The following is a 23924-nucleotide window of genomic DNA, read 5'->3' as shown; positions in this document are numbered from 1 at the left end:
CTTGTGCGCGCTCGAGCGCCCGGCCGGCCGGGCCGGCGGATTCCCAGGCGGTTCCTGAGCGGAAGGACTCATCGCGCACGCACCGGCGTGACTGTGGCCGGGGGACGCGGCCCAGTGGTCGCTCCCTTCGTCGGGCACGCTACCGCGCCTTCGCTCGTCACGCCCACCTCGAGACGACCCAGCTGCTCGATGGCCACGGCGACGCGATCACCATGCCCGATCTGCCCGACACCGGCGGGCGTGCCGGTCGTGATCACATCACCCGGGTGCAGCGTCATCACCGACGACGCGTACGCGATGAGCTGCGGCACGTCCCAGATGAGATCGGCGATGTCGGCGTCCTGGCGGAGCTCGCCGCCCACCCAGGTGCGCAGTCGCAGCGATGCGAGGGGACCGGTCTCGTCGGGCGTGACGAGGAAGGGGCCGATGGGGGTGAAGGTGTCGAACGACTTGCGTGTGGACCGGTCCTCGCCGCCGCGCATCGTGATGTCGAGCAGCAGCGTGTATCCGGCGACGTGGTCGAGAGCTTCCTCGGTGGTCACATGCGACGCGCGCCGGCCGATCACGAGTGCCAGCTCGCCTTCCTGGTCGAACCGCCGGTCGGTGTACGGAAGGCGGATGTGTTCCCCCGCTGCGATCACGGACGAGGGGGCTTTCAAGAACAACCCGAGTGAATCGACGTGATAGGCCTCCTGCATTTCGGCCTTGTGGTCGAAATAGTTCACCGGTGCGGCGATGATCTTGCCGGGATCGGGCACGATCGGATCGAGACGCAGGTCGTCGAGCGGCATCGGGTCGCCGTCGAGTCCGGACAGGATGTCTTCGAGCGGTCGCCCGTCCTCCAGCAGCCGGCGCATCGCACTCGTTCCACCGGCCTGTGGGCGGAGCAGCCCGGTCGCGTCGATGACGGCGTCGTCCACGACGACCCCCACGCGGGAGCCCCCTGCCTCGTCTCGGTAGCTGACGATCTTCACCGGGCGGCCTCCAATGTCGTTCGCGTGGGTCCGAGCAGCTGCTCGAGCGCGTCGTCGTAGAGCCAGGCGAGCTCGCTGTAGTCGTCCGGCCGGCGCATCCGGAAGTAGCGGTCGCGGTAGGCGACGAAGCCCGGATCGGCCGTGTGCCAGGATGCGCCCCAGGGTCTGGCGATGCGCTGGCAGCGGGTTGCTCGAGGGACGCGCATCGCGTCGTACGCCGCGAGCGCCGATACGTCGTCGATCTGTCCGCCGAGTACGCCGGCGAGCGCGAGTCCGTCTTCGAGCGCCTGGCACGCGCCCTGACCGAGATACTGAAGCATCGGATGCGCGGCGTCGCCGATGAGCACGGCGCGACCCGAGACGAACGTGTCGAGCGGCTCCTTGTCGTAGTTAGGGTAGGCCTGGGCCTGGGCCTGTGCCGGGACAACCGATCGCACGGCCTCGCACGTCGCCTCGAATCGCTCTCTGAGCTCGTCGGGGGTGCCCCAGTCGGAGCGACCCTGCTCACGCCACGTGCTGTGGAAGACAGCGACCTGGTTGTACAACTCACCTCGACGCACCGGATACTGCATGAGATGGAGGCCGGGGCCAATCCACAGCCGCACCTCGTGCGCATCAGGCGCGGGTGCGCTGTTCATCGGTGCGACGCCGCGAAACGCGACGTGTCCGCTGAAGACGGGCTCGTCGATGATGATCAGGCGGCGTACTCGGGAGTTGATCCCGTCTGCGCCGACGACGAGCCGAGCCGTGATCGCCCGGCCGTCCGTGGCGACGACGCGCATCGCTGGTCCTTCGTCGATGACCTCGTCGACGGTCCAGTCGTTCTCGAGGGTGACGTTCGCATGAGCGCGGCATGCGTCGAGGAGGGGTGAGAGGACGTCGCTGCGGTGGACCACGATGTAGGGGTAGCCGAATCGAGCGACGAGCGGAGCCTGGAGGTCGAGCGTCGTGAGACGCTCACCCGTGACGGCGCTCGAGATCACCCCGCGCTCCGGGAACACCGCGGTGCTGCAGATGTCGTCCATCACGCCGAGGCGATCGAGCACCCGGACCGCATTCGGCCCGATCTGAATGCCCGCGCCCACCTCCGAGAACTCGGCAGCGCGCTCGAGCACCTGCACCTGCAGCCCCGAGTTCGCCAGGGCGAGCGCGGTTCCCAAGCCGCCGATGCCACCACCCACGACGACCACCTGATGATCGGTCTGCTTCACAGTTCCTCCTCGAAGTCACCAGGACGGTAACCCGGCGCGCGCATCGCACGCATCACGTTTCTGTCCTCTGGAATATCGACGGACGAGGTGGACGGGTGGCTCGAATCGGCGGCCTCCTGCGGGAACACCGTGGTCACCAGTTCGTCGAAGCAGGGCCCCGGCCGACCTGCGACCATCGGCGTGCACTCCGGCGCGAGCTCCAGGCAGAATTCAGCGCCGTCGTCGATGAGCGCGTCGAGGAATCCCGGGAGGTGCGCGAGACCGTCGGGGTACGAGTCGTGCAGCACGACGACCCCGTGATCGACCGTCCGGCAGCGGTCGCGGGCGGGGGCTGCCCAGCCGCGGGGGTTGAGCCAGTCACCGGGCAGCACATTCCACAGCGCCGTGGTGTAGCCGCCGTCGCGCAGGACGGCGGCGGCCTCGTCGTTGAGGAGCCGGCGATCGATGATGCCTCCGGGCGCCGCGCCGACGGGACGGAACAGTGGCGGATCCGACGCGAACGAGGCGATCGCTGCCTGTGCTCGCAGAATCTCATCGCGCGCCGCACCCGGCGGCCGCAGCTCGCCGAGCGGCCCGGAATGCGACCACGTGTGGTTGCCGATCACGTGACCTTCGGACGCCGCCCGGGCGACGAGTGCACGATGGGCACCCACGGCTTTGGCACCGATGACGAAGAACATCGCAGGGATGCCGCGTCGGCCGAGCTCGTCGAGGACGAGCGGGGTGCCCACCGGGTGCGGTCCGTTGTCGAACGTCAGCGTCACCCTCATGTCAGGGCACGGTTTCCATGGCGGCGAGACGCAAGCCGCTCTCTCCACCGCGTATCAGCCAACGCAGCACGTCTGCGGGCGCGCCGACCGCCGCGATGCCGTCACGTTCGGCGCGTGCCGGTCCGCCGCCGGGCTCGTGATGAACCCCGACCTCGGCGAGCAGGCGATCGACGAGGGACGCCGGGAAGTCGGAGAAGCTCGCCCCCGTTCCGAGATCGACCGCCGAGATCCACGTCTGGCACGCCCGGAGCCAGGGCGTGTCCGTCATCCGCAGCGGCCGTCCGCGGTCGTCGCGACCGCTCGCCGCCCACGCCTGGGCGGGCAGATCCCGCCATTCGACCCTCAGATGCACGGCTGAGTGCTCGACGAGGTGCCGGAGCGCACGAGGCGGCTGCGTCGCGCCGAGTTCGAGCGCCTCCTGGCGTTCGCCGGGGCCGAACGTCACCGGGTCCACGCGACCCTCGCGCACCTCCTCCGCGAGCCGGGCCCACCCTCGCGCGTCGTATCCGACCGCCGCGATCGTACGACGCCGGACGCCCACGGTGTGTTCCCCGGTTGAGTCGTCATACGCGTGCTCCGGCAGCTGAGCGAGCCAGCGGAGGAAGTACGCCGTGCCGCGATAGGCCAGCAGCAGATCGTCCGCCGGGCCGCCCAGAGGGGAACGCGGTCCAGTCATGATCGCGAGACGAGGGTGCGCGCGAAGCCGAGCCGCTCGATAACCGGGCCGTCGTTGAATCGAAAGAGGTCGAACTCCGACTTCGCTTCGATCGACCACGGTATCCACGAGGGCACCACCACGAGATCGCCCTTCTCGAGCGCATGCCGCACACCGCCGACGACGAAGGTCCCGCGCCCGTCGAACACCTGCCAGACCGACGATCCCACCTCGTGGCGCTCCGGCGTGAGAGCGCCGGAGCGCAGTCGGTGGAACTCCGCGCGCAAAGTCGGCATCACGTCGCCTCCGGTGGTCGGATTGACGTAGCGGATCGCGGCGTGGCCCTGTTCGACCGTCGCCGGATGACCTTCGTCCTCGAGCTCCAGCTGCGCGGTCAGTGCGCGGTCCGTGTGCTCCCAGCGGTAGGCGGAGAGCGGTGAGCTGACGCGGTCGTCGAGCGCCGACAGCGGCCGCAGCCCGGGATAGGCCCAGAGTCGTTCGGATCGCGATACGTCGGGGCTCGCCTCGTCGGTCACCCGCTCGGTTCCGTACTCGAAGAAGCCCACGTCGATGTAGTCCGAGAGTGGGACGTCGAGACCGTCGATCCACGCCATCGGGTGGTCAGTGTCGTTGTGATGCCCGTGGAAATTCCAGCCCGGGGTGAGCAGGAAGTCACCACGACGCATCGCGACGGGGTCGCCGTTGACGACCGTCCAGACCCCTTCCCCCTCGACCACGAACCGGAAGGCGTTCTGCGCGTGACGATGCTCCGGAGCCGTCTCGCGCGGGCCCAGATACTGGATCGCCGCCCAGATCGTCGGCGATGCGTAGGGCGCGCCGCGCAGGCCGGGGTTCGCCAAGGCGATCGCGCGCCGCTCACCGCCACGTCCGACCGGCACGAGCTCCCCCGATCGCTCGGCCAGCGGATAGAGGTCCCTCCATCGCCAGACGAACGGCACGGCCTCCGACCGCGGGTGGAACGTCAGCACGTCGGATGTCTGCGTCCACAGCGGCGCGAGGTGGTGGGCGTCGAAATCGCGGTAGAGCTCGGCGAGCTCGGGCGTCATCTCGAGTTCGGCGTTCTGCAGTTCTGCGACGCCCTCGGCTTCGATTGTCATGGGTGACTCCTTCGGGTCGGCGCGCTACACGTCCTGCGGTGTGCCCTCGGGCAGGACCACGAGTTCCGCGGGAACCAGGTTGCGGATCAGCTGGTAGTGCAGCTGGCGATGGATGTCGGCCAGGCCCGCTTGATGGATGGGCACGACGATGCGCGGCTCGACCACGCGGGCGAACTCGATCGCCTCGGAGAGCTTCATCCACGGACCACCGACGGGAAGGAGCAGGATGTCGACCACGGGCGGCTTCGCATCGAACGCGTCGCCGGGATGCCAGACCCGCTCCTCCAGCAGGAAGCCCGTGTTGGCGAGGGAAGGAAGGGAGGGATGGATTGGCGCATGGGCCGATGGCGTCGGCTGAATCCGTACGCCTGCGGCCTCGAAGGGCGTGCCGTCGGACACCAGCCGGTCCCGCGGATTCGCCTCAGGCCCGGGCGCCGCTCCCGCAGCCGCAAGGCCTTCGGCGTTGCTCGCCAGGATCGCCTCGGGGTTCGCGGCGCGCAGCGCCGCCAGACGCTCGGCGTCGACGTGATCGGGGTGCGCGTGAGTGACGAGGATCAGGTTCAGATTGCAAAGCGACTCGAAGCCGGCCGAGTACGTGCCGGGATCGATCAACGCGGTGGCGCCGTCATCGGTCTCGACGAGGACGGCGGCGTGACCGAAGTGGGTCAGGCGCATGGTGCAGCTCTCCTTTGGTTCGAAGTCCGGTCAGATCCACACGCGAAGCGGCGGGCTGGGCGGATCCGGCGGTGCGGCGTCGCCCGGGACCCTCCGGCCGGTCGCCCACGCGATCAGTGCTCGCGGTTCACCCGTGATCTCGGTCGTCCCGTCAGCGATCGATGCGGAAGTCAGAGCCCGGTCGTCGTTGCGGATCACGAGCTCGAATCCGGTCAGTTCCCCGGCGAGGATCGAGGGAAGCATCGAGACAACGGTCACGGCATCCGTCTGCGAGAGGTCCTGCCAGGACCGGCCGAGGTCGGCGTGGTGCACGATCACCTGAAGTAGGCGATGGGCGGGCACGACCTGCAACTCCGCAGGAACGGCCGACCAGTCCTCGACGAGCGCCATCGCGTTCGTGAGGCGCTCCGCGGAGACGTCGAGGTCTGCGACGAGCACGGCTCCCGGGCGGAGGTTTCCGCCTTCGCCGAGCTCCCATCGACGATCGCGGTCGGGCGCGGGTAGAGGTCTGCCGATCGCGGCCAGCAGCAGGTCGGCCATCCGGTCGGCCTCGCGGGCGAGGTAGGTCACGACATGCCCGCCGCTCAGGCGGCCGCCGAGGATCGAGTGCTCCAGGAAGTCGTAGTCGAGAAACCCCGAGAGGGCGCGATCCACAAGCGCATCGGTCTCACGCGCGAGGGCGGGCAGCACCAGCGCGATGTCGGGCCGGCTCACGATCCCGCGCGTGCCGCTCACGGGTGAACCTCGCGTTCGGCAAGACCGGCCTTGCGAACGAGGTAGTCGAAGCCGGCTCGCAATTGCGCCGGGTTCCACACCTGGTCGCGTTTGAACGCAGTCTCCTGCTCATCCGACCAGACCTTCGGGCCGCCGGCGGCCCGCGCGTCCAGCTCGGTGCGGCAGGCGCGCTCGAGCAGCACCGCATACATCACTGCGGCCGCGGCATCCGCTCCCACGGTCACTGCGCCGTGGCTCGGCAGCAGCACCGCGTTCGCGCTTCCCGTCGCCCGGGCGACGGCAGAGCCCAGTTCGATCGTGGCGATGAGAGCTCCCGTCACTGCCGTCAGACGCGGCAGCTGCGGATGAGTGAAGGGCACCGCGTCGTGCGAGAGCGGGTGCAGCTCGGCGTCGAGCGAGGCGAACGCTGCGATCGCGGGAGCGTGGGTGTGCACGACGGCGTTCACGTCTTCACGCGCGCGGTAGAGCTGCGCGTGAATCGGGTACTCGATATGGCGTCGCCCGCTGCCCGCGAGAACGTCACCGTCCCACGAGACCAGCACGACCTGTTCCGTCCCGACCTCGTCGAATCCGTGGCCTGATGCCTTCATCCAGAGTCCGCGCCCGCCCGCGTCGCGGACGGACGGGTGTCCCCACACCATGTCACCGAGTCCGGCCGCGGCGAGCGCTGCGCATGCGTCGACGACGTCGTCGATGTGAACCTGGTCGCTCATCTACCCCTCCGCGATCTCGGCGACCAGCGGTGTGTCGACGCCGACCGGTCCAAAATCCGTTGCACCGCCCGGGCTGCCGATGGGGTCGGATCGGGTGGGCAGTGGCAACGCGAAGAAGGCTCGGTTGTCAGCGACCCACAGCGGGTCCTGACCGTCCGCCGGCGCCTGGATCGCCGAGACGGGGCACGCCGTCAAGCACGCGCCGCAGTCGATGCACTCGTCGGGCTGGATGTACCGCTTTTCCAGACCTTCGTAGATGCAGTCGACGGGGCAGACGTCGACGCACGAGCCGTCCATTTCGCCGATGCACTCATTCGAGATGACGTAGGCCACGTCACACCCCCGTTCCGGCAGTCGCGAGGCTGCGCGGCATTTCTGACGAGTGCCCGGGGAAGAGCTCCTCACCGGGACGGAGCAGGACCGCGATGTTGTTGACGGCCGTTGCTGCCTCGCCGAATCCGACGACCATCAGGCGCACCTTGCCCGGGTAGTCGGTGATGTCACCGGCTGCGAAGACTCTGGGGCGGCCCGTCGACATGTCGGTGCCGACTTCGATCTGCCGGGCCTTGATCGGCAGTCCCCAGGTCGTCAGCGGGCCGAGTGAGGCGATGTGGCCGAGCGCGGGGATGACGACGGATGCCGGGATCATCTCCGTCTCGCCGCTCTTCGCGTCGCGCACGACCAGGTGCCTGACAGTGCCCTCGCCGCACACCTCGCTGACTTCGGCGCCTGTGATCACTCGCGTCGCACCGCCGTGCATCTGCGCGACGGAGCTCTCATGGGCGGTGAACCGGTCACGGCGATGCACCACCGTGACGGTGCGAGCAGCGCCCGCGAGCATGTTCGCCCAGTCGACTGCGCTGTCCCCGCCGCCGACGACAACCACGTCGTGATCGGCGTAGTCGCCGGCTGGACCGACGATGCGGTGGATGCCGCCTCCGGCGTACTGGTCCACCGCGGGAAGCGGACGAGGCGTGAACCTGCCGATGCCGCCCGTGATCAGGACCGCGCCGCACCGGATCGTCGTGCCGGCGGTGGTGGTGACGACGACTCCGTCCGGCTCGTCTTCGAGCGTGGCGCACTCCTCGTCGAGCAGGATGCGGGGCCTCGCCGAAAGGGCCTGGTCGACGAGGCCGGAGATGAGGTCACGGCCGCGCACCGCGGGGAACCCCGCGACGTCGTAGATCTGCTTCTCCGGGTACAGCGCCGCGACCTGGCCGCCCAGGTGGGTCAGGCTGTCGACGAGGACGACGTCCAGTCCGCGCATGCCGGCGTAGTACGTCGCGAACAGACCGGCAGGTCCGGCGCCGATGATGAGCAGGTCACAGTCGAGCATTGTTCACGTCCAGAGAAGTCCGTCTGTCAGGGGCGGCTTGCCGGTGAGGTCGTCGTATGCGCGGCGGGCGCTCTCATGAAGAGGCACCGGGACGTCGCGCATGCGCGCCGGGTCGAGTGGGTACCCGAGCGGGGTGCGGTCCGGTGGCAGATGTGCGTACTGGCCTTCAATCGCCCCCCTGGTCTGCACCATGCACCATGTCGCGAGATAGGCGACCTCTTCGTCGAGGTCTTCGCGGCACAGCAGGACGAAGTCGGCGAAGTCGAGGGTCAACAGGTCGTGGTCCAGTCCCGGGAGGTAGCCCTTCTCGACGATCGCGCTGGGCCAGCCGAGCTCTGCGAGCCCAGCCAGTGCCGCATCGCCCCACTCGAGGTATCGCACCGGCCTGCGATCTGCGATCCGCTGCCATGCCGGCATCATGACCGCTTCCTGGATGACCACGTTGGCGTGCCCCGTCGCGAACGTGTGTATCAGCGGAAAGGGGCGCTCGTCATAGAGGAACCGGGCGCCCGCTGCCACGAGGGCCTTCGGGTCGGCGCCCGCAAGGTTCATACCCAGATGCGATGCGAGGCCGATCGCATTCACGCCGTCGTCGGGCGATGTGGCGATGACGAGCTGCCCGGCCGCGGCACCGAAGTCCGCGACGCTTTCGGCGGGAAGCGCGGCATCCACGGCGACGACCAGCCGATCACGGTGGGCGATCGAACCCAGCGCGCGCAGCCAGGGCGCGGCAGGACGCCCGGCCGGACCGGTGCCTTCATAGAGCAGCCGCGCGGCGGCAGCAGGCGTGACGAGGGCGATGTCGACCTCCCCCGCCTCCAGCGCGTCGACGGCGTCGGCGCCGCCGCGCCCGGCGTGAATCGAGAAGGTGGAAGTCGCGGGCGACCGGTCGCCGATCTCCTGGGCGAGCCAGCCGGCGATTCGTGTCAGGTTCGCCTGGCCCCAGTCCGCCTTGAATCGAATGTCGACGGGTCGGTTCAGTCGCGGCGAGGCGCCCGCCGGCGCCAGCATTGTCATGACGTCGGAATTGCGTCGAGGCCGTCCCTGTCCACCGAGAAGTGGACCTCGTTGACGGAGTCCACCGGCCAGCCGATGCGGTCGAATTCCTCTCGCACCGCGGACTCGTCCTCGCCTTCGTACAAGGTGACGATGAATCCCTTCTCGAGGTTGATGAAGCACTGCTGGAATTCGGCGTGGACGTTCTGCTTGATGTCGGGGATGTACGCCGCGACCTCATCGGGGTCGAGCGCGGGTGCCTGGTGGATACTCACGAAGACGGGCATGACGGTTCTCCTTCTCGATGGTGGATCAGTGGGATGCCGGAGCCGGGGTCCAGCCGAGGCTTTCCAATGAGATCTCGGCTGCGACGGCGCCGCATGTGTCGCACGAGCGTGCCGCGTCGTCCCCGTTGAAGCGACGGACGACTTCGGAGTACACCGCGATCGCCTCCACCTCGAGGTCCTGCTTCCACTCCAGGCGGTCAAGCTCGGCATCGCACTGCTCGCACGCGAAGACCGCGGCCCGGTAGGCGGGATCGTTGCCGATGTACCGGACCACCACGCTCTCCTCGTGCGGTTCGAAGCGGTGCGGGGTTCCTGCGGGCACGTACACGTGGTCGCCCGGAATGAGTGGCCAGTAGGTGACGTTCGTGTCGCGGAGCCGAACGTTGGCGCGACCGGCCATCAGAGCGATCACCGTGTCCTCTTCGAACGCGAGGTAGAAGGGCTGCGTCACACTGTTGCGCGAGAGCGTGATCTGCGGATCGACGTCCACCGGCATCACCGGTACATCGGCGTAGTTGCCCAGGTTCTTGGCGGCCTCGAAGGCCTGCACCATACGTCGCCGAGCCATCAGCCGAGCACCTCCTTGGCGCTGCCTGCGAGAGCGTGGAAGGCGGCGTTCGACACCCGCGTCTGCCCGACGAGGCGGTCCCACCCCCATGGTCGAAGGTCGAAGATCTCGTTCTCGTGGCCGCAGTTCGCACACACCCGGACGTCGTCCGAGTTGCGGATCCGCACGAATTCCACGCCTCCCCACTGGGTGGAGAACTGGGGGAACACGTCGGTCTCGTCGCCGAATGCGTTGGGGTCGTGGTCGGGGGCTCCCTCCGGGGCCGACCCGTACTCGAACTTCACGAGGTCCTTCTTGCACTTCGCGCATTTGGCGGTCAGTGCCTCGCTCTGGCCGGCCTCCGAAGACTGGCGCTGAGTGATCGTGACGAGCGCGAACGTGCCTTCCTTCGTCTCGTCGCGGAGGAACGAGTTCACGCCGTGGAACGGCTGGGTCGCCATGAGCGAGCCGGTGGGGATCATCGCCTCGTTCGTGCCCCACGACACCAGAAGCTCCGAAACGGTGTTCCAGTGGAAGAAGTGGTGATGTGTGCGGCCGGGTCCCCCGTAGAGCATGGCGCCGCACGGAACCATGACGCCCGCCCCGTCGTAGGGGAAGATCGGCATCAGTTGGGCATTGGATTTCGACATCCGCTCGTACACGCTCACCTTCAGCGGCTCGCGTGGTCCCACCGGCGCCGGGATCCGTCGTGTCCGATTGATGTCGGGCAGGGTCGAGACAGGCGACTCATCCACAATCGTCGACATGGAATCTCCTTCGATTCACGGGCAGGCAATGTAGCGCTATGCGGAACACTTCCGGGTTGATCAAGCCTAAACGCGGGTTCAGGAGTCAGCGCTGACTTTCTGCATGGCGACATATCGGGTGATTCCGCCATGAACGAGAATCACACCTCATTGACAACGGATTGTCAATGAGGTTCAGGGAATCGTCAGTCGAGCGCCATCCTCGACCGGACCAACCGCCGCAGGCGACGCAGCCGGCGTGTGGTCTCGACGATCTCGGACTCGGTTAGGGACTCTTCCATCCGGGAGGTCCACGTCTCGCGCCACCGTTCGAGGGCGGCTTCGTACGCCCTCATTCCGGCACCCGTCAGAACCACGATGCGAACGCGTCGATGATTCGGGTTGTCGCGCAGTTCGAGCAGGCCGTCTCCCGACATTTCGTTGGCCAGCCGCTGCACGGCCTGGCGCGACAGGCCCATGCTGCGCGCGATCTGGGCAACCGGAAGCGGCTTCGGCGACATTGCCACAGCGCCCAAAACCAGCCAGCGCGCGCTCGTGAGGCCGAGGCCCTTCACCGTCGCGTCGCCCACCGCGAGAAGGCGGTCATTCGTTCGGAAGATCTCGAACATCAGCTCGTCGATCGGACGAGTTCCCCGCCGCACCATCGAAGCGCGGCGGGGCGGGGCTGCTTCGTCGACGGCGGAAGGCTCTGCCGGAGGTGCGGACCGCGCGACTCCTCCCCACGCGGGGCCGGGACGATAGGCGCGCGTGACAGGGTCTTGTTCGACGTAGGAGTAGGACGCAAGTGTGGCGAGCAGCCGATGAACCGTCGACCGAGAGAGCCCGAGCTCACGGCTCGCGCGGTTCACCTGGATTTCCCGGCTTCCCTCGAAGAGGCGCAGCAGCTCGAGAGCGTTGGCGACCGAGGCGATACCTCCGGCTTCCCTTTTCGGGGATCCTTCGGCTGCTCCACCGCTCGTCGCCGTCACCCGGCCCATTCTGGCACCCGTGCTCTGGCGAGGCCGGGCGGTGGCGGCATCCGATTTCCTGCTGTGCAGAAGATTGACGCGACGCAGCGCCTCACCGGCGATGATCTGACTCAGTGGCGCCGGAAAGTGCGGCACTGGAATCTCAACGAGGAGGTGCCCATGAGCGCATGGCTCGGAGCATGGGACGTGGAGCAGAAGGCCATCGTCGGCACGTTCGTCATGGAGATGGTGGTCACCGAGCACCGCGGGGAACATGCCGTGGACTTCACCGGCGATCGCATCGCGGCGACCGTGTCGGACATCGTGGTCACCGGGGACTCACTGAGCCTCACGACGCATCTGACCAAGCCGCTCAAGGGCAACGCACTGGTGGAGCTCAAGCTCACCGGACCGGATTCGTTCGAGGGAACCGGCAAGATCAAGTTCCTGCCGAACTCGACCTTCACCGGCGTGCGCCGCGGCACGTCGTGATGCGGCTGCGCTGATCGTTATGTGGGTTTCGGGCGAATCGAGATCACGTCTGCGGCGGATCCGTCTCCGCTGAGCGTGCTCTGACGAACGATCAGCTCGGGGTCGAACACGACGTGCGGCCGCTTCCCCGGTGCGGTGGCGTCGACCTCGTCGAGGAGCAGCTCGACCGCAGTGCGCCCGAGGGCTTCTTGTGGTTGTCGGATGGACGAAAGCGGATAGAGCGGAAACGACTCGAGCGCTACGTCGTTGTAGCCGATGATCGCGAGGTCTTCGGGGAGGCGAATGGAGCCATCCGTCAGGAGGCGCTGGAGAACGCCGACGGCGATCGTGTCGTTGACGCAGAAGAGGGCGTCCGGCCGCTGGGCCGGCGGCCGGGCCAGGATCCGCTCCGCCACAGACCGCCCTGCGGCGGTGTCGCGATCCTCCGTACTGATGACCTCGAGCTGGGCTCCGCGTCGTTCGCCGATGGCAAGCTGCGCACCGTGCAATCGATCGCCGATCTGCTGGATCGAGATCGGGCCTCCGACGAAGGCGATGCGCGTGCGGCCCTGGTCCAGCAGGTGGTCGACGGCAAGGCGACCGCCGAGCACGTTGTTGACCGAGACGGATGAGAACCGGCCGGAGTTGCTCCGGTGGTCGATCATCACCGTTGGCTGTCGAATCTGCGCTGCCTCTAGGTAAGACTCGTTGTCGACGGCGGACACCAGAACGCCGCGGGCACGCTGCTCCTCGAACATCTTGAGATAGTCGCGTTCGATCGATGAGTCGCCTTCGGTGTCGGCGATCACCACCCGGAAGCCTGCCTCGGCGGCGCGACGCCGCGCGCCCCGAGCGACCATGTAGGTGAACGGGTCGCCGACGTCGAAGGCCACGAATCCTACGACCCCGCTCGTGCCTCGACGCAGCTGCCTGCCGGCGTCGTTGCGAACGTAGCCAAGCTCGTCGATCGCCTGCTGGATGCGCCGGGCCTTGTCCGGCGCGATCTTCTCGGGAGAGTTGAGGTAGGTGGACACCCATCCCGCAGAGACCTTCGCCCTCACAGCGACGTCTCGTATGCGTGCTCCCACCGCTCCGCCTTTCTGTGAGTGCGCCGGTTGCCATGCTAGCCGTGGGTCGCGCGATGGCGATGTCGCGGCCACCGTCCGCAACCGCAGGGGCTGGGCTCCGGGTGGAGCCCAGCCCAAGGCGGCGTCTACTCGATGAAGTCGGCCACATTCTCGGTCGAGATGAGCGTAATCGGCTGGTAAACCTCGCGCTCATCCGGGTTGTCGAAGTCGATCTCTTCCCCGTTGAGTGCCTGGGTCGCGAGGTCGATGGTGAGTGCTCCCATCGCGGCGGGATCCTGTGCCACAGTGGCGGACAGCGTGCCGCCCTGGATTGCCGTCAGCGCTTCGGCATCGCCGTTGAACCCCACGGTCACAATGCCGCTGACGGGGTCGAGCCCGGCGTCCTTGATCGCGTTCGATGCGGCGACGGCCATGGGGTCGTTGCACGCGAAGACTCCGGCGATGTCGGGGTCCTTCGCGAGCGCATCCTTCATGATCTTGTAGGCCTCTTCAGCCTTGGAGTTACCGGAGAGTTCGGTGACGACTTCGTAGCCCAGGCTTTCGATCTGATTGACGAAGCCGACGTTGCGGCGCGCGGCGTAGACGGCAGACGGCTCACACGTGATCGAGACGACCTTCTTGCTCGCCACGCCGTTCGCCTGAATCTGCGCATCGATGAAGTCGGCCGCCTGCACGCCGCCATCCTCGTTGTCGGAGATCACGATCGCGTCGTAGGGGACACCGCCGCCACCGATGTCGTTGATGATGACAGGGACACCCAGTTCCTGCGCCTTCGCCACAACAGGGCCGAGCGCGTCGGGCTTGAAGGGGCTGATGACCAGGACGTCGACGCCCTGATCGAGGAGCGCCTGGGCGCCCGTCACCATCTCGTTCTCGTCGCTCTTCTGGTCGTGCAGGACATACTCGTATCCGGCCTCCTCGACGGCGGTACGCGTCCCCTCCTCCATGCTCTGGAAGAACTCGTACTGCATGTCGTAGACGGAGAACCCGACGGTGACGTCGTCAGTGCCTTCCGTCTCGGCTGCACCGGGTGCGCCTGTCGTGCACCCGGTGAGGGCGATCACTGCCGTCGAGACGACGGCAACGCCCATGAGCCATTTGCTGTGCTTCATTGCGACTGCCTTTCTTTCCGGAGATTGTCCGGTGTTGGTGTTTCTTGATTGGGTCTGGTCTGCGTGAGTCGTTCAGGCCGTCAAGATCTTGGAACGATGACGCGGGGAACGTCGGAGTCGGCTGAATCCGGTGAACTTCGTGCGCAACCCGTCGATCGCCAGCGCAACCACCAGAACGGTGCCGAGGATAATCCGCTGATAGGCCGCGTCGACGCCCTGGCTCACGAGGAGGTCGTTGAGGACGGAGACCAGAAGGACAGCGGAGAACGTCCCGACCAGCGATCCCTTACCGCCCTGAAGGCTTGCGCCACCGAGCACGGCCGCCGTGATGACTCGAAGTTCGAACCCGTCCTGGGCCGACCCATCGGCTGTCCATACGCGCGTGACGTACGTGAGGCTGGCGATGCCGACCGCGACGCCGAGCAGCGCGAAGACGAAGAGGCGGACCTTCCACGCCGAGATCCCGCTGAACCGAGCCGCTGCGGGCGATGAGCCGTAGGCGATGACCCGACGCCCCGTCGGAGTGCGGCGGAGGATCAGATAGCCAGCCGCGAACACCAGCAGCATGATGATGAAGGTCGTAGGAACATACGCGATGCCGCCACTGCCGATCTGAGCGAACGGGGAGTCGACGTCGGAGTACGGCAGGGTTGCGGGGCCGTCCTGAGTGAGCACGAAGGCAATTCCTCGGAAGACGAAGAGCATGCCGAGCGTGGCGATGAAAGGCGGCACTCTCAGCGCGGTCACCAGTGCCCCGTTGATGAGGCCGCAGGCCAGTCCAGCCCCGAGCGCCGCGGCGATTGCGAGGCCGGTGCCGCCGATGCCGAACGCGAACAGCGAGATGACGCTGACGAGCGCGAGCTGACCGCCCACCGAAAGATCGAATGTGCCGTTCATGATCGCGATCGTCATCGCGCAGGCGACGATCCCGACATAGGCGCTCTCTCGAAGAATGGACTGAATGTTCTGGACGGAGAGGAAGTCGGGCGAGATCACGGCGGCGACGATCACCAAGAGCACCAAGACGGATGCAATTCCCCACCTGTCCCAGAACAGACCGAAGTCGAACGACCGTGTGGCCGTGGGATTACTTCTTCTCATCGAGTGCCTCCAGAGGGACCTTGCGGCGGATCGCCTGAATGGCCAGTGCGGCGACGAGCAGCAAGCCGATGCTGATGCGCTGGTATGCGGGCGGGACGTTGAGAAGGTTGAGGCCGTTGCGGATCGTCTCGATCAGCAGCGCTCCCAGAACCGTCCCCAAGATGGCAGCCCGCCCGCCGAGGAGGCTCGTGCCACCAATGACCACGATCGTGATGGCGTCTAGTTCGAACCCGACGCCGAGCTGACCGGAGCCCTTCTGCAACTGGGCCGAGATCAGGATCCCCCAGATCGCTCCGGCGATGCCGAGCAGCACGTAGACCGTGATGCGGATGCGGTCGACGGGCAGGCCAGACAGGCCTGCGGCATCCCGGTTGCTGCCGATGGCGGCCACCCAGCGGCCGAATCGCGTGTAATAGGTGACCCAGAACATGACGCAGATAGCGACGATGGCCAGCAGAATCGGGAGCGGGATGCCGAGCGGTCGGCCAGCGGCGAGATACTTCAGCACCGCGTCGTTGACGATCACGTCGCGACCCTCGGTGTAAGCGAGCGCTGCGCCCCGGATGATTACCAGCGTTGCCAGCGTCGCGATGAAGGGGGTCACGCCGAGCTTGGTGATGATCAGCCCGTTGACCAGACCGACGACAGCGCCGACGATCAGGCCGAGTCCGACCGCGAAGGCCGTGGGAGTGCCGTTGACGATCGCCGTACACGTCACCGCTCCGGTCAGTGCGACCGTCGAACCTACGGACAGATCGAACTCGCCCATCGTGATGCACAGGGTCATCGCAAGCCCGGGGATCACGATGATGCTCGCCGCGAAGAAAATGTTCTGGATGTTCTGGCCCGACACGAATTGCGGTGCCGCGACAGCAAGCGCCGCGACGACGACGATCAGCGGGATGAGGAGCGGCGCGGACTTGACGACGCGGGCGACGACGGTCATCGGCGAACGACGAGTGTCGTGACTGGAAGTGATCATCATGCAGCCAGTCCGATCCGCTTTTCGGTCGTCGCACACGCGATGACGTTCTCTTCCGTGCGATCGTCGCCGTCGAGCCGGCCCACCACGGTCCCGTGTGAGAGAACGACGATCCGGTCGCTCATCCCGATGAGTTCAGGAAGGTCGCTGCTGATCATCAGCACGGCGACACCCGCAGCCGTGAGCTCAGAGATCAGTGCGTGGATCTCTGCTTTCGCCCCGATGTCGACGCCACGGGTGGGTTCGTTGAGCAGAAGCAGTTGACCCTCGCGCGCCAGAGCGCGTCCGAGAAGGACCTTCTGCTGGTTGCCGCCGGAAAGCTGTGAGATGAGCTGACCCGGGCTGGAGGCTTTAATGCGCATTCGGGACCTATAGGTCTCATATGCGGTCGCCTCCTTCGAGAAGGACAAAAGCCCGAGGAACCATCGAACGCGATCGAGGATCGTGACAGTGAGATTGTGGGTGACGGAGAGGTGGGGGAAGATTCCCGCTTGCTTACGGTCGTCGTGGAGGTAGCCCACCCCTGCAGCGATCGCGTCAGCCGGCGTGGATGGCGCGAACGCGGTACCCTCGAGCGTCATCGTGCCCGACCTCAGCTGCAGCGCGCCGAAGACGGCCTGCGTGAGCTCGGCCTGCCCGGCGCCCGCGACTCCGCCGATGCCCACCACCTCGCCTGCCCGGACCGTCAATGAAACGTCACGGAGGATGCGCCCGGCGGCGATGCCCTTCACGTCGAGAACAACGCCGCCGATCACGCCCGGCTCACGTTCGAAGACCGACTTGACGTCTCGGCCGACCATCAGCTGGACGAGCTCGTCCTCGTTAGTGTCGGCGATGTCCAGCGTGGTGACCCTCTTCCCATCGCGAAGGATCGTCGCGCGATCCGCGACCTCGAACACCTCTTCCAGGTGATGGCTCACATAGATAATCGAGCGGCCTTCGGCTCGCAGCCGCTTCACGATGGTGAGGAGGCGCTCAACCTCACTCCGCGACAGCGCCGCGGTGGGCTCGTCCATGACGATGACTCGGCCATCGACCGACAGCGCTTTCGCGATCTCGACGAGCTGCTGCTCGGAGACGCTCAAGTCGCCGGCGAGGGCATCCGGATCGATGTCGGTGTCGAGCGTTGCGAAGACTCGCCGGCACTCATCTCTCATGGACGCGTAGTCGATTCCACGGGTGAACCTGCTGTAGGGCTCGCGACCGACGAAGACGTTCTCGGCGACGGTCAAATCGGGAAAGAGCGTGAACTCCTGATAGATGATCGCGATGCCCGCGAGAATCGCGTCACTGGGACGCGACGGCGCATACGGCTCTCCAGCGAGGGAGAGGCTTCCACGAGTCGGCGCATACACGCCCCCGAGGATCTTCAAGAGGGTCGACTTGCCGGCGCCGTTCTCGCCGACGATGGCGTGGACCTCGCCCGGCAGAACCGAGAAGGCCACGTGATCGAGGGCCTTGACTCCGGGGAACTCGACGGTGAGGTCAGTCACCTCGAGGACGGCGTCTTCACCAGCCATGGAACCCGACCCTTCAGCCACGTTGCGGAACGCAAGTTATGAATCGATTCACACCTGCCATCCAGATAGTAGATCGCGACGGTCGTCTTCGTCAACTCCATTGGCCCGCTCCCGGCAAACACCGGTCAGTGGCTGATGTCGATCAGGTCCTGGCCAAGGGTCGGTGCCGTGGGCTACGCTATGAATCGATTCATACCGTAGCCGACTTCTCGCAGTGTGTGTGAGGAACGTCGTGGGAGACCTTCAAAGGAGAAAAATGGCTGTCACCGGCACCGCGGTCGCTGAGCTCTTGCCCCAGAAGACCCGACGCAAGACACGTGTCGGTCTTGTAGCGGGCGGACTGGGCACGTACTGGCCGCAGTTCCCGGGTCTCCTGCCGCAGCTGCAGGAGTCCTCGCACTTCGTTTCTGAACGATTCGCTGAGATGGATGCCGAAGTGATCGATGCCGGCTTCATCTCGGACGCCCAAGAGGGTGCGGCCGCGGGCGAGCTCCTTCGCGTCGCCGACTGCGACCTCATCGTCATGTTCTTGACAACGTATCTGACCTCATCGATGGTTCTGCCAATCGCGCAGCGCGCCAACACACCCGTGCTGGTCATCGATCTTCAGCCGACCGAGAAGATGGATCACGCGAACTTCGACACCGGCATGTGGCTCGCGTACTGCGGGCAGTGCCCAGTGCCGGAGGTCGCCAATGTCTTCCGGCGTGCAGGGATCCCCTTCCGGTCCGTATCCGGGTACCTCCGGCAGGAGTCTGCGTGGGAGCGCATCGGGCAGTGGGTCCGCGCCGCGCACATTCGCGCCGCCCTCCGCCACGCTCGCCACGGCCTGATGGGTCACGTGTACCCCGGGATGCTCGACGTATCGACGGATCTCACCCTGCTTCCCGCGACCTTCGGCTCGCATGTGGAAGTCGTAGAGTTCGACGACCTTCGTCAGCGGGTCGAGGAGGTGACCGAGGCGGACGTCGCCGACCGGATGGCGCTGGCGCGAGAGATCTTCACGCTGGACGACACCGTCGTCGAGGAGGACTTCGCGTGGGGCGCGAAGGTCAGTGTCGGCCTGGACAGGCTCATTGACGACTTCGACCTCGACTCTCTGGCCTACTATCACCGCGGCCTAGATGGCGAGCAGCACGAGCGGCTCGGCGCCGGGATGATCCTGGGCGCGTCCTTGCTGACGGCCAGGGGCATCCCGACCACCGGCGAGTACGAGCTCAGGACGACAGTCGCCCAGCTCGCCACGCAGGTCGTCGGGGCTGGTGGATCCTTCACTGAGATCCAGGCGTTGAACTTCGAGGACGACGTCGTCGAGATGGGCCACGACGGTCCTGCCCATCTCTCCGTCTCCGCTCGCGATCCGCTGCTGCGCGGGCTCGGTGTCTATCACGGCAAGCGAGGCTGGGGCGTGAGCGTCGAGTTCGACGTGCAGCATGGCCCCGTCACCCTGCTCGGACTCGGCCAGGACCAGGACGGCTCGCTCGCTTTCGTCGCCTCTGAGGGCGTCGTCGTGCCCGGTCCTCTCTTGGCGATCGGCAACACGACGAGTCGGGTCGACTTCGGCCGTGACCCCGGCCTGTGGGTGGATCAGTGGAGCCAGACCGGCATCGGACACCATTGGTCCCTCGCGGTCGGGCACCGAGCTGCCGACTTCAAGGCGGCCGCCAACCTGCTCGGCATCGACTTCCGGCAGGTGTGAGATGCCCGTGTCGGTAATCGCAGTCCTGACTGCCAAGCCGGGGATGGGACCGCGCGTCATCGACGCGTTCCGCGTGGTCTCACCGCTCGTCCACCAGGAGCGGGGTTGCGAGCTGTACGCGGCGCATCTCGAGCAGGACGGTGACGTCGTCATCATGGTCGAACGATGGACGACGCGGGCGGACCTGGATGCGCATGCCGCGGGTGTGGCCCTTCGCAGGCTGAACGAGCTGAACGCCGACCTGCTGGTGCGGCCTTACGACGTCTGGTTCGTCGACGCGGTCCCGCTGGGCGACGCGCGCAAAGGTGAAATCCCCGACTGATCACTGTTAAACCGGCTCGGTCACAAATCGATGACGGCGACTCGGTCACAAATCGATGACGGCGACTCGATCGCGATCGCGATCGCGTGTGAGGGCGCGGCCGAGGACGGGAGAGCGCGGGACGATCGCCGCGGTGAGCAGCATGTGCCCGGTGCCGCGATGGGGCCGAGCACCTGCGCACCTGCAAGAGTGCTCAGCTGTTCGCCAAGGATGCGAGGTCGTCGCTCTCGGCATCCTTCAATCTCCCGCCCCATCGCTGGATGTCACGACAGCAGCGTTCGATCTTCCGCGTCAGGGAAGCTCTTCAAGCGGATGTGACCCGCGCCGATTCGGAGTCCGGCGGCGTGCTCCGGCTGGAGGCCTCATCGCGGCGCGACCGGACAGCCCGAGTAGCCCGGCCAAGACGAGGACACTGATCGTCAGTTAGACCCACGCTCCACGGCGAGAGGTCAGGACGGGACAGCGATTCAGACAGCGCACGCACACCCCAGCACACCCCGCTCGTTCGCTGACGACATCACCCCTCCCGCCGAGAGGGATATCAGTCAAGAGATGCATGCGCACAGCAGCCCCCTACAAACCTCGCGGGTCGAGTGGCCGGCCTGGGTTGCGCGCCCGGTTTACGTCAAGAAGGGCCGGTCCTCGCGGACCGGCCCTTCTTGACACTCAGCTATCAGTAGGTGCCGAGATCCTGCCACGGACCGTGGGGATCACCCGGCTGCTGATTGCGCGTCCACCACTTGGCCTTCCACGTGTGACCGTCGTGCGCCACCGTCTCGCCGCGCGTGTACACCCACGAAGCCGTCCAGGTAAGGACGCTCACTCCCGCTGCAGGAACGAGAGCGCCCTGTTCCATCCACGAACCCGTTGCTGAGCTGCCTGGCTTCTCGTTCTGGGTCCACCACTGCGCGACGTAGACCGCGCCGCCGTACGAGACCTTGTCACCCTTCTTGTAGACCTTCGTCGACACCCAAGCCGGCACGGGAGGCGCGGGAGCTACGAGGGTGAAGCTGACGGCCGTGGCGTTGCCTGCGACGTCGTACACCTTCAATTCGTTGGTCCCGAGCACCGCCCCGAAGACACCCGGCTTCACACCGTTCAGGTCGGACCACGTGTTGTCGGTCAGGTTCTTCTCGACACCGTTAAGCGTGAGCACGTCCACCTTGTACTGATCGAACAGCTTGAGCGAGAGGAGTTCGTACCCGGCCGATGCCGTCCCGACCGTCTCCGTCGCGCCACCCTTGATCGTTACCGTCGGGCCGGTGACGTCCAGGACGAAGCCCAGCGTCGCGACGTTGCCTGCCGTGTCGTACACCTTGAGCTCGTTGCTACCAGCCTTGCCACCGAACGCGCCCGGCTTGACCCCATCGAGATATGCATCGACGCTGTCAGTCAGGTCCGTCTCCACACCATTGAGGATGACCTTGTCCGTCTTCCCCTCATCGAAGAACGCGAACGAGACCTCGCGGAACACACCGTCCTTGCCCTGCGCACCCGGCTTGACGTTGATGGTCGGTGCGACCGTGTCCGCCGGCGGCGCCACGGAGGTGATGTCGGCCTCGAAGTGCAGCACCCTGCCGTTCTCGACCGTCCAGGTCTGACCGCCATTGTTGGAGATCAATGCCTTTCCGCCCGTGTACGGCGTGGTGTCGCTGTATGCGAAGCCGTAGGCGATGCTCGACGGCGTCGACATCACGATGGCGAACTGGTCGCCCGCCGACACCGCGAGGGGCGCCTCGAGCTGGAGTTCGACCCAACGCGCCGCATACGAGACCTCCGATTGCGGGACCGTCAGCTGCTGAATCGTCTCCCCCGGCGTCCCGTCGGCATTCACTCGGTGGAGCGCGAGCTGGAGCGGGCCCGTCGGTGCAGGCCGGTCACGCTGGAATGCGGTGAAGCGCACGGCAGACAGTGAGCCCGCTTCCTCAGCTGTGAACGTCTGGGCGCGCTGAAGCCCGCCGGAGACATCCCAGTACGTCAGGAAGCCTTCATCCCCGGATGAAACCGAGCCACGCTCCGGGAGTTCCGCAGCAGGCCCGACCGGAATGGTGACGTCGTAGCGCGCACCGCACGTGATCGGCTTGATCGCACCGCTCTCATCGAACTCGAGGGGCTGCCAGTAGTGCTTCGCGACCGCCTGGTTCCCCTGTGCACGTCCCGACTTCTGCTGATCCGACCAGACATCGGACTGATAGAGGTACACGGTCCCCGTCGACGTCTCGATCGGAAGGACATCTGTCGGCTGGCCGCCACACGACGTGGTCGTGATGTTCGTGCCCTTGATGATCGCCGGCGGGCGGTCCCAGTTGCCGAGGCCCTGCGAGAAGTCATCCTCGAGCAGCACAGCTCCGGATGCATCAGTCACTTCGATGTGGTTCACCGTGACCGACTCTCCTGCAGACTGGTCGTGTCGGAAGCCCACACGGCCTGAGAACGCGGTCGTACGCGGGGTGGTATCGAAGACCTCACCGTTCAGAGAGGTCGTGATCGTGTCGCCGATCGCGCGAATCTCGATGTCGAGCGTCTCGCCGACCGCGATCAGCTGTGGCGTGGCGACGATCTGAATCCCGCCGTCCGGTCGGATCTTCGTGAGGTTGCCTCCCGGCGCCTGGGCATGTCCGTAGTTGCCCACCAGCCACTGATAGCCGCCGCCGAACGCGATGCCGAACTGTGAGTAGTCGGCGTTGGCTGCCTTCCGAGTGGTCACGTTGGCTTTGACGATTACGTCGCCCCAGTCCTCGCCGTCACGGGAGTAGCCGACGCTGCCTCCCGTGATCTGCAACGCACCGTCGCGGATCTCCCACGAGTCCGCGCTCGCGCTCGTACCTGTCCACGGCCCTAGCGGGTTGTCCGCCGTGACGAAGCCCGTCCCTGTCGTCATGTATCCGCGGTTCGGGTCCGAATACGTCAAGTAGTACGTGCCATCGCGTTCGAAGATCGTGGGCGCTTCGGTCGCCCGCAGTCCGACCCGTGACCAATCGCCTGAACCGGACGTGTAGTCGTCGTTCAGGCGCTCGACGACGAGGTCGCCGCCACTCAGCCAATCCGTGGCGACGAGATAGGCCGAATTGTCGTCATCGATGAAGATCTGGTGGTCGCCGTAGTTCAGGCCGCCATCATTTCCCTTGGGAAAGGCGAGCTCCGGTTCGTCGATCTCGGTGAAAGGGCCGATCGGGCTGTCCGCCACGAAGACCCGGTAGCCCGAGACGTTGTCGTAGACGTTGAGCCACATCACATACTGATTGTTGGCCTCGTTGTAGGCGACGTGCGGTCTGAAGCACCCGTAGGTTCCTTCGCCGCAGCGCTCCTGCCACGTCTCGGTCGAGGCATCGAAGAGATCCTCGTGCGGAGTCCAGCTCACGAGGTCCGGCGACGAGTACACCTTCACGCCGCAGAACTGCGATCCCGCCGCCTGCCACTGGAAGCCACATCCGTACGTGGTGCCGTACAGGTAGTACGTATCGCCGTACCGCAGGATCTGACCGTCGTGCGCGTCGAGAGCATCGCCGTTCAGGTCGAAGCGAAGCGTGCCGTCGCGGTAGCCGGTGATCTGGCCCTGGGCGTTGCGAGTCTCATAGCCAGCGCGGTCGCGGTTGATGAGAGTCACCGTCTCTTCGCCGGTCGGTTCTGGTGGCGCGGCGGCCGCGGTGGACCCGACCACTCCAACCCCAGCTATGGCTAGCGCTGCGACTACGGCTGCGATTCGCAACCGGATTCTGCTTCTGTTCACAAGTCCTCCGACCTCACTGTCGTTCTCGTCCGCATTATGAATCGATTCATATGGTGGCTCCTCCGACTATAGGCCGACGTCGAAACGGAAGTCAACAAGGTCTCAGAGACGCAAAGACTGGCGCAATCCATACATGAGAGTGGTGGGGGAGGTCGAAATGAACCGATT

The 23924-nt window shown here is 66.3% G+C and carries 24 protein-coding genes; 3 read left to right on the top strand and 21 right to left on the bottom strand.

Features of this window, described 5'->3' with window-relative positions:
* Positions 1-68: 68 nt before the first annotated feature.
* The 15 genes from ACFQ0P_RS07635 to ACFQ0P_RS07565 all read right to left on the bottom strand — a co-directional run bounded on the left by ACFQ0P_RS07635 (position 69) and on the right by ACFQ0P_RS07565 (position 11632).
* On the bottom strand, positions 69-974 hold the full coding sequence (locus tag ACFQ0P_RS07635) for a fumarylacetoacetate hydrolase family protein (protein ID WP_378771808.1): 906 nt from the start codon (positions 972-974) through the stop codon (positions 69-71).
* The gene (locus tag ACFQ0P_RS07630; RefSeq protein ID WP_204978006.1) at positions 971-2185 is read right to left on the bottom strand and encodes an FAD-dependent monooxygenase; all 1215 of its coding nucleotides are present in this window, start codon (positions 2183-2185) and stop codon (positions 971-973) included. Before ACFQ0P_RS07630 ends, ACFQ0P_RS07635 begins: the two co-directional genes overlap by 4 nt.
* Entirely contained in the window at positions 2182-2955 is a 774-nt protein-coding gene (locus tag ACFQ0P_RS07625; RefSeq protein WP_204978005.1) for a polysaccharide deacetylase family protein, read from the bottom strand. The genes ACFQ0P_RS07630 and ACFQ0P_RS07625 overlap by 4 nt, the downstream gene beginning before the upstream one ends.
* 1 nt (position 2956) lies before the next feature.
* Positions 2957-3631: a maleylpyruvate isomerase N-terminal domain-containing protein gene (locus ACFQ0P_RS07620; RefSeq protein WP_204978004.1), complete on the bottom strand. Its 675-nt coding sequence runs from the start codon at positions 3629-3631 to the stop codon at positions 2957-2959.
* The gene (locus tag ACFQ0P_RS07615; protein WP_204978003.1) at positions 3628-4728 is read right to left on the bottom strand and encodes a cupin domain-containing protein; all 1101 of its coding nucleotides are present in this window, start codon (positions 4726-4728) and stop codon (positions 3628-3630) included. The genes ACFQ0P_RS07620 and ACFQ0P_RS07615 overlap by 4 nt, the downstream gene beginning before the upstream one ends.
* Before the next feature lie 24 nt (positions 4729-4752).
* Entirely contained in the window at positions 4753-5403 is a 651-nt protein-coding gene (locus ACFQ0P_RS07610; protein WP_204978002.1) for an MBL fold metallo-hydrolase, read from the bottom strand.
* 30 nt (positions 5404-5433) lie between these two features.
* Positions 5434-6138: a hypothetical protein gene (locus tag ACFQ0P_RS07605; RefSeq protein ID WP_204978001.1), complete on the bottom strand. Its 705-nt coding sequence runs from the start codon at positions 6136-6138 to the stop codon at positions 5434-5436.
* On the bottom strand, positions 6135-6851 hold the full coding sequence (locus ACFQ0P_RS07600) for a class II aldolase/adducin family protein (protein WP_204978000.1): 717 nt from the start codon (positions 6849-6851) through the stop codon (positions 6135-6137). Before ACFQ0P_RS07600 ends, ACFQ0P_RS07605 begins: the two co-directional genes overlap by 4 nt.
* Entirely contained in the window at positions 6852-7184 is a 333-nt protein-coding gene (locus ACFQ0P_RS07595; protein WP_204977999.1) for an indolepyruvate ferredoxin oxidoreductase subunit alpha, read from the bottom strand. It abuts the gene before it with no gap.
* Position 7185: 1 nt separating this feature from the next.
* Entirely contained in the window at positions 7186-8187 is a 1002-nt protein-coding gene (locus tag ACFQ0P_RS07590) for an NAD(P)/FAD-dependent oxidoreductase (protein WP_204977997.1), read from the bottom strand.
* Between the two features lie 3 nt (positions 8188-8190).
* A complete protein-coding gene (locus ACFQ0P_RS07585) occupies positions 8191-9204 on the bottom strand; it encodes a hypothetical protein (RefSeq protein ID WP_204977995.1) in 1014 nt (337 codons plus the stop codon).
* Positions 9201-9470, bottom strand: coding sequence for a nickel-binding protein (locus tag ACFQ0P_RS07580; protein ID WP_204977993.1), 270 nt, complete (start codon positions 9468-9470; stop codon positions 9201-9203). Before ACFQ0P_RS07580 ends, ACFQ0P_RS07585 begins: the two co-directional genes overlap by 4 nt.
* 25 nt (positions 9471-9495) lie before the next feature.
* Complete coding sequence (locus ACFQ0P_RS07575; protein ID WP_204977992.1) at positions 9496-10038, bottom strand: hypothetical protein; 543 nt, start codon at positions 10036-10038, stop codon at positions 9496-9498.
* Entirely contained in the window at positions 10038-10643 is a 606-nt protein-coding gene (locus ACFQ0P_RS07570) for a hypothetical protein (RefSeq protein WP_378771802.1), read from the bottom strand. The genes ACFQ0P_RS07575 and ACFQ0P_RS07570 overlap by 1 nt, the downstream gene beginning before the upstream one ends.
* Positions 10644-10969: 326 nt before the next feature.
* Positions 10970-11632: a MarR family winged helix-turn-helix transcriptional regulator gene (locus ACFQ0P_RS07565; RefSeq protein ID WP_378772368.1), complete on the bottom strand. Its 663-nt coding sequence runs from the start codon at positions 11630-11632 to the stop codon at positions 10970-10972.
* Between ACFQ0P_RS07565 and ACFQ0P_RS07560 the strand changes: the two genes are divergently transcribed.
* Positions 11585-12223, top strand: coding sequence for a hypothetical protein (locus tag ACFQ0P_RS07560; protein WP_378772403.1), 639 nt, complete (start codon positions 11585-11587; stop codon positions 12221-12223). The two genes, ACFQ0P_RS07565 and ACFQ0P_RS07560, sit on opposite strands and share 48 nt — an antisense overlap.
* A gap of 17 nt (positions 12224-12240) precedes the next feature.
* Here the strand turns inward: ACFQ0P_RS07560 and ACFQ0P_RS07555 are convergent, their stop codons facing one another.
* The 5 genes from ACFQ0P_RS07555 to ACFQ0P_RS07535 form a co-directional block, all read right to left on the bottom strand.
* Positions 12241-13290, bottom strand: a complete 1050-nt coding sequence (locus ACFQ0P_RS07555; protein WP_378771800.1) for a LacI family DNA-binding transcriptional regulator — start codon at positions 13288-13290, stop codon at positions 12241-12243.
* A gap of 125 nt (positions 13291-13415) precedes the next feature.
* Positions 13416-14354 (bottom strand): substrate-binding domain-containing protein, encoded by a 939-nt coding sequence (locus tag ACFQ0P_RS07550; RefSeq protein ID WP_204977987.1) that lies wholly within the window; start codon positions 14352-14354, stop codon positions 13416-13418.
* Positions 14355-14474: 120 nt separating this feature from the next.
* Positions 14475-15503 (bottom strand): ABC transporter permease, encoded by a 1029-nt coding sequence (locus ACFQ0P_RS07545; protein ID WP_378771797.1) that lies wholly within the window; start codon positions 15501-15503, stop codon positions 14475-14477.
* Positions 15490-16449: an ABC transporter permease gene (locus ACFQ0P_RS07540; protein WP_204977985.1), complete on the bottom strand. Its 960-nt coding sequence runs from the start codon at positions 16447-16449 to the stop codon at positions 15490-15492. The genes ACFQ0P_RS07545 and ACFQ0P_RS07540 overlap by 14 nt, the downstream gene beginning before the upstream one ends.
* A 35-nt stretch (positions 16450-16484) precedes the next feature.
* The gene (locus ACFQ0P_RS07535; RefSeq protein ID WP_204977983.1) at positions 16485-18005 is read right to left on the bottom strand and encodes a sugar ABC transporter ATP-binding protein; all 1521 of its coding nucleotides are present in this window, start codon (positions 18003-18005) and stop codon (positions 16485-16487) included.
* A gap of 256 nt (positions 18006-18261) precedes the next feature.
* On the opposite strand from ACFQ0P_RS07535, the gene ACFQ0P_RS07530 reads away from it, so the two are divergent.
* Positions 18262-19704 (top strand): L-fucose/L-arabinose isomerase family protein, encoded by a 1443-nt coding sequence (locus tag ACFQ0P_RS07530; protein WP_204977981.1) that lies wholly within the window; start codon positions 18262-18264, stop codon positions 19702-19704.
* A gap of 7 nt (positions 19705-19711) precedes the next feature.
* Complete coding sequence (locus ACFQ0P_RS07525; protein WP_204977979.1) at positions 19712-20026, top strand: putative quinol monooxygenase; 315 nt, start codon at positions 19712-19714, stop codon at positions 20024-20026.
* Positions 20027-20699: 673 nt separating this feature from the next.
* On the opposite strand, the gene ACFQ0P_RS07520 is transcribed toward ACFQ0P_RS07525, so the two are convergent.
* Complete coding sequence (locus ACFQ0P_RS07520; RefSeq protein WP_204977977.1) at positions 20700-23633, bottom strand: family 43 glycosylhydrolase; 2934 nt, start codon at positions 23631-23633, stop codon at positions 20700-20702.
* Between the last annotated feature and the right edge of the window lie 291 nt (positions 23634-23924).

The organism is Microbacterium insulae (assembly GCF_042677065.1).
Lineage (GTDB): Bacteria > Actinomycetota > Actinomycetes > Actinomycetales > Microbacteriaceae > Microbacterium > Microbacterium insulae.
Note: the sequence above shows the minus strand (reverse complement) of the source record. Positions and strands in the feature narration are given on the sequence as shown.

Bases quoted from the DNA above. Each gene is read 5' to 3' on its own strand.
- ACFQ0P_RS07625 (WP_204978005.1), bottom strand. From the start codon at position 2,955: ATGAGGGTGACGCTGACGTTCGACAACGGACCGCACCCGGTGGGCACC.
- ACFQ0P_RS07620 (WP_204978004.1), bottom strand. From the start codon at position 3,631: ATGACTGGACCGCGTTCCCCTCTGGGCGGCCCGGCGGACGATCTGCTG.
- ACFQ0P_RS07615 (WP_204978003.1), bottom strand. From the start codon at position 4,728: ATGACAATCGAAGCCGAGGGCGTCGCAGAACTGCAGAACGCCGAACTC.
- ACFQ0P_RS07610 (WP_204978002.1), bottom strand. From the start codon at position 5,403: ATGCGCCTGACCCACTTCGGTCACGCCGCCGTCCTCGTCGAGACCGAT.
- ACFQ0P_RS07600 (WP_204978000.1), bottom strand. From the start codon at position 6,851: ATGAGCGACCAGGTTCACATCGACGACGTCGTCGACGCATGCGCAGCG.
- ACFQ0P_RS07590 (WP_204977997.1), bottom strand. From the start codon at position 8,187: ATGCTCGACTGTGACCTGCTCATCATCGGCGCCGGACCTGCCGGTCTG.
- ACFQ0P_RS07585 (WP_204977995.1), bottom strand. From the start codon at position 9,204: ATGACAATGCTGGCGCCGGCGGGCGCCTCGCCGCGACTGAACCGACCC.
- ACFQ0P_RS07580 (WP_204977993.1), bottom strand. From the start codon at position 9,470: ATGCCCGTCTTCGTGAGTATCCACCAGGCACCCGCGCTCGACCCCGAT.
- ACFQ0P_RS07575 (WP_204977992.1), bottom strand. From the start codon at position 10,038: ATGGCTCGGCGACGTATGGTGCAGGCCTTCGAGGCCGCCAAGAACCTG.
- ACFQ0P_RS07570 (WP_378771802.1), bottom strand. From the start codon at position 10,643: ATGCCGATCTTCCCCTACGACGGGGCGGGCGTCATGGTTCCGTGCGGC.
- ACFQ0P_RS07560 (WP_378772403.1), top strand. From the start codon at position 11,585: ATGAACCGTCGACCGAGAGAGCCCGAGCTCACGGCTCGCGCGGTTCAC.
- ACFQ0P_RS07545 (WP_378771797.1), bottom strand. From the start codon at position 15,503: ATGAGAAGAAGTAATCCCACGGCCACACGGTCGTTCGACTTCGGTCTG.
- ACFQ0P_RS07540 (WP_204977985.1), bottom strand. From the start codon at position 16,449: ATGACCGTCGTCGCCCGCGTCGTCAAGTCCGCGCCGCTCCTCATCCCG.
- ACFQ0P_RS07535 (WP_204977983.1), bottom strand. From the start codon at position 18,005: ATGGCTGGTGAAGACGCCGTCCTCGAGGTGACTGACCTCACCGTCGAG.
- ACFQ0P_RS07530 (WP_204977981.1), top strand. From the start codon at position 18,262: ATGGCTGTCACCGGCACCGCGGTCGCTGAGCTCTTGCCCCAGAAGACC.